The sequence below is a fragment of the Pseudarthrobacter sp. LMD1-1-1.1 genome (assembly GCF_040676255.1).
GTDB lineage: Bacteria > Actinomycetota > Actinomycetes > Actinomycetales > Micrococcaceae > Arthrobacter.
The window spans coordinates 1-255 of sequence record NZ_JBEGHP010000019.1 but is presented as its reverse complement, the minus strand read 5'-3'; the positions used below and the strand labels follow the sequence as shown (position 1 = coordinate 255).

Sequence of the window (255 nt, the reverse complement as noted above, 5' to 3'; positions counted from 1 at the left end):
CGGACTTGCGCGCACCGCTGGCTCAGCCGGTACCGTACCCACGGCTGGGACGGCCTCGAGGACCGCAGCTCCCGACCAAGATCCTGCCCCCACGCCACCTCGGCGGAAGTCGTTGCCGATGTTCTGACCCAGCGCGTGGAGTACCGCGAAGGGCCACTGCACCTGGCTTTGCGCTGCGGCACGAGCGCCCGGACGGTCTCCCGGATTTTGGCCAGGGCGGGCATGCCCAGGTTGTGGGATCTGGACCCGGTGACC

General features: G+C 69.8%; 1 protein-coding gene. It reads left to right on the top strand.

Annotated elements, in window-relative coordinates; translation table 11 throughout:
- A partial coding sequence (locus MRBLMD1_RS10560) for a helix-turn-helix domain-containing protein (protein ID WP_364399356.1) occupies nucleotides 1-255 on the top strand: 255 nt, incomplete at both ends.